This is a genomic window from Halanaerobium sp., from assembly GCF_003070835.1.
On the sequence record NZ_QBLR01000291.1, the window covers coordinates 1 to 4,220 of the forward strand.

Sequence of the window (4,220 nt, forward strand, 5' to 3'; positions counted from 1 at the left end):
TTGAAGAATATTTCAGATTCAAAAAACAGCAGTTTGATTTAGAAAATATTAGGGTGAGATCTTTAAATAGTATCAGAACAATGGATTTGATTTTAACAATTTTAATCGGTTTTATTGCTATGCTTTCAGAAAAAAGAAATACTACTAAATTGAGTTTATGGATATCAAAATTAGCTAAAAGAATATATGATATTCCCAACTTTGATTATTACGCTATAGCAGATGGTATATTTGAAATTTTAAAAAAGAGCTGTACAGGAATAAAAAGTTTTTTAAATTCAAATATCAAATTTAAAAGATCACAACAGCCTAACCTGTTCAGTTTGCAGCAATGTTAAGGATATAAAAAGGTTATTAATTGTGATTTTGGGGAAACTCTATCTGTAAAAAGAGCTGAAGGTGATGAGGTAATCGGTGCTACAGTTAATCAGAATGGATTGATTAAAGTTAAGGCCACTAAAGTTGGTAAGGATACCTTTCTTTCTCAGGTAGTAAAAATGGTTGAGGAAGCTCAGGGTACTAAAGTTCCAATTCAGGAATTTGCTGATAAAATAACAGGTATCTTTGTGCCAACGGTTTTAATTATAGCAGCCTCGACTCTTGTAATATGGTTGATCTTTCCTGATGCTTTAAGAGAAGTTGGATTCTGGGCTCAATCTTTTCTGCCCTGGGTTGATCCGACGTTGGGAACATTTACTCTAGCAATCTTTGCAACAATTGCTGTCTTAGTAATTGCCTGTCCCTGTGCTTTAGGACTCGCAACTCCAACTGCACTGATGGTTGGAAGCGGCATTGGAGCTGAAAATGGAGTTTTAATCCGTAAAGGTGAGGCTATCCAGACTATGAAGGATGTTCATACTATCGTTTTTGATAAGACTGGAACTATCACCAAGGGTAAGCCGGAGGTAACAGATATAACTGCAGCACCAGAAAGCAGTGAACAGGAATTAATGCAGCTGGCTGCAAGTGTAGAAGCTGGTTCTGAACACCCTCTGGGAGAGGCAATAGTTCGAGGCGCTAAAGACAGAGAAATTGAAATAAAAGATATTAAAAATTTCAACTCTGTAACTGGTAAAGGAGTTAAAGCAGAGGTTGAAGGTAAAGATGTACTTGTCGGCAGCAGAAAATTAATGGAAGCAAATAATATAGATACTTCTGATTTTGAAGAAGAATTAAAAAGACTGGAAAATGAAGCAAAGACTGCAATGCTGGCTGCAGCTGATGGTAAAATGCTGGGAATAGTTGCTGTAGCAGATGCTTTAAAAGAAGATTCTGTTCAGGCAATTGCTGAACTCAAAAAATTGGGCTTAGAAACAGCAATGATTACCGGTGATAATCAGCGGACAGCAGAGGCAATAGCAAAAGAAGTTGGAATTGATCATGTAGTTGCCGAAGTAATGCCTGATGGTAAAGTAGATAAGGTAAAAGAACTGCAGTCTGAATTCGGAATTATTGCCATGGTTGGTGATGGAATCAATGATGCACCGGCTTTAACTCAGGCAAATGTTGGCATAGCAATTGGTACCGGTACAGATATTGCAATTGAGTCATCAGATATTACCCTGGTCAGAGGAGATTTATCTTCTGTAATTACAGCAGTTAAACTTTCACGGGCCACTTTTAGAAAAATTAAACAGAATTTATTCTGGGCCTTTTTCTACAATTTAATTGCAATTCCGGTTGCTATTTTAGGACTGCTGCATCCGGTAATTGCAGAAATGGCAATGGCCACAAGTTCAATCAGTGTTGTCACAAATGCCAATCTCTTGAGGCGCGAAAATGTCCAGGCAGATTATAAAGAAAATTAAAGCTAGAATTATTAAAAGATAAATTTAAAATAATTAAATTTGAAGTGAAAAAATAGAATGGGGAGTGATTTGATGAATTCCTTATGTGATCTGGATAAAAAAGAGTTAATAACTCGTTTAAGAAGAATAGAGGGTCAGGTTCGGGGTCTGCAGCGGATGGTAGATGAAGAAAAATACTGTGTTGATATTTTGCATCAGATAAATGCCGTTCAGGGTGGACTCAAAAAGGTTGGTCTTAAAATCCTTGATAAACATGTGCACGGATGTGTACAGAGAGCAGTTAAAAATGAAGAGGGCGATGAAATTATCGATGAATTAATGAATGTACTTGCAAAATTCACTGATTGATTTAAGATTTGATATTTAAATTCTAAGATTAGTTCATAAAAAGATGATGAATTTGAAAGTTGAAGTTAAATTTAAAACTGAGAATGAGCTAGTATTTAAGAGATAAACTTAATTTAAAGAGGGAGTGATTTTAATGCCGTATATTAAAATTCAGACCAATCAGAAAGCAGAAAATGAGAAAGAAATATTAAAGAAACTATCAGTTGAGTTGGCAGAAAGACTGGGGAAATCGGAATCATATATTATGACAGCTTTGAAGTCAGATCTTAAGATGGCTTTTGGCGGCAGCACAGAAAAAACAGCTGTTCCAGGTGCAATGTGGGGCTGGGATGGAGGCACTTTTTAAAGGTGCAAAGGCAGCCCTAAGGGCTAGTGAGTATTTGAGTTAATTGTGAGGTATCTATGATATATTTAGATTAAGTTGACTTTTCTACACGTTCAGCCTGTCATTCTGAGTGAGTAGATCTGTTTAAATTGAAGTATGAATTAAAAAGGAGGACATTAAAATGAGAAAAAAATTAGTTCTGGTAGCGGTTATTGTTCTGGGACTTTTTCTACTGGCGGCGTGTGGTGGTAATGCAACAGAAGAAAATCAGCAGGAAGCAGCTGATACTGTAACTACTGCTTCTATAGTTAATGAGGAAGAGGCTTTTAAAGAAGCCATTGGTGCTGATGGAAACTGGATAATTGCTACCCTAAATGATTTAACTTTTGAAGAAGAAATAGTAGTTGAAGGTACATTTTATAATGGTGGAGATTCGGAAAATGATGTTTATCGTAAAATAGCGGCTTATGCTCAGGATGATGACCGCAATGTAACTGACAGATATACAATTACAGCTCCACAGATGATTATTCAAAGTCCAAACACTAGATTTCAGGGTGGTGTCTTTAAAGGAGATATTGTTGTAGAAACAAATGGTTTTACACTTTATGATGCAACAGTTGAAGGTAATATTTATTATGCCAGTCAAGAATATCAGGATTCAGCAGAGATTACTGCAGATAGTGAAGTCACCGGTGAGATAGGGGTACGGTAAAATATTATAAAAAGCTTAATATGATATAATTATTATTACTCAGACTTCGCATGCAAATTTTTTCATCAAATGCGAAGTTTGAGTAGTAAATAGAAGATTATAGTGGCAGTAGAAGACAGTTTAGTTATTTTATGGACAAGTGGTGATAAAGAAATGCAGGTTTAGAGCAGATTATTGAATTTGTAGAAAACTTTAAATTTAAAGAAGATGATATTTCCTATTTAAAAACTCAGGTTTTTAATGAAAGATTTTTAAATTATTTGAGAAATTTTAAGTTTACAGGTGATATTTATTCGGTGCCGGGAGGGGAGTGTTGTTTTTACAAAAGAACCTCTGCTTAAAGTAGAAGCAACCATTTTACAGGCGCAATTATTGGAAACTCCACTTTTGAATTTTATTAACCACCAGGCATTAATTGTCACTAAAGCAGCCAGAATTAATGAGGCAGCTTCAATGTTTTGACAGGTAAGAAATTTGGAGTTAAGGTAAGCGGAACTCATGCTCACAGCTGGATGATGAGTTTTGCAAGTGAATTAGAATCTTTTAGGACTTATGCTTAAAATTTTCCCGATAGTGCTATACTCTTAGTAGATACATATGATACTTTAAAATCCGGTGTGCCCAATGCTTGTCCGGCTTTTGGTGCAGTTTATAAGATGAGTGAGTATAATGATAGCCTAAAATAAAGCTGTCAGATAATGTTGAAAAAATGACCAATCCAGGTGATGAAAAATTAATTAGAGTTTATGATAAAAAATCAGGAAAAATTAGAGCGGATTTAATTGTCCTGCAGCAAAAAGATGAGCTGCTTGCTTTAAGTGATAAGCTGGTGGAGGATTTATAAAACTTTACAAATTATATAGTAAATTTTTATAAAGCTGCTCTGTTTAATTTAGATTTAAGTAGGGCAGTTTTAGTTTGTTATTCTCTAAAATTGTTAAATAACTCAAAGTATTCATGATATTGATCTTCAAAAACACTATTTTTTAAGTAAACAAAATTAAATTCTCTTTTAATATTAAAG

At 34.7% G+C, this 4,220-nt stretch carries 3 protein-coding genes and 3 pseudogenes; all 6 read left to right on the plus strand.

What is annotated here, in order from left to right; genetic code table 11:
* Nucleotides 1-338: pseudogene (locus CI949_RS17580) on the plus strand (transposase); the annotation flags it as partial.
* Between the two features lie 30 nt (nt 339-368).
* Nucleotides 369-1,808, plus strand: a pseudogene (locus CI949_RS17585) (copper-translocating P-type ATPase); the annotation flags it as partial.
* Between the two features lie 72 nt (nt 1,809-1,880).
* Complete coding sequence (locus CI949_RS17590; RefSeq protein ID WP_089717195.1) at nt 1,881-2,156, plus strand: metal-sensitive transcriptional regulator; 276 nt, start codon at nt 1,881-1,883, stop codon at nt 2,154-2,156.
* A 133-nt stretch (nt 2,157-2,289) separates the two neighbouring features.
* The gene (locus CI949_RS17595) at nt 2,290-2,502 is read left to right on the plus strand and encodes a phenylpyruvate tautomerase MIF-related protein (RefSeq protein WP_089717193.1); all 213 of its coding nucleotides are present in this window, start codon (nt 2,290-2,292) and stop codon (nt 2,500-2,502) included.
* 160 nt (nt 2,503-2,662) lie between these two features.
* Nucleotides 2,663-3,196 (plus strand): hypothetical protein, encoded by a 534-nt coding sequence (locus CI949_RS17600; protein WP_089717190.1) that lies wholly within the window; start codon nt 2,663-2,665, stop codon nt 3,194-3,196.
* Nucleotides 3,197-3,351: 155 nt separating this feature from the next.
* A pseudogene (locus CI949_RS21020) lies at nt 3,352-3,989 on the plus strand (hypothetical protein); the annotation flags it as partial.
* Nucleotides 3,990-4,220 lie beyond the last annotated feature (231 nt).

Excerpts from the sequence above, each read along its gene's own strand:
- CI949_RS17590 (WP_089717195.1), top strand. The coding sequence starts at position 1,881 with ATGAATTCCTTATGTGATCTGGATAAAAAAGAGTTAATAACTCGTTTA.
- CI949_RS17595 (WP_089717193.1), top strand. The coding sequence starts at position 2,290 with ATGCCGTATATTAAAATTCAGACCAATCAGAAAGCAGAAAATGAGAAA.
- CI949_RS17600 (WP_089717190.1), top strand. The coding sequence starts at position 2,663 with ATGAGAAAAAAATTAGTTCTGGTAGCGGTTATTGTTCTGGGACTTTTT.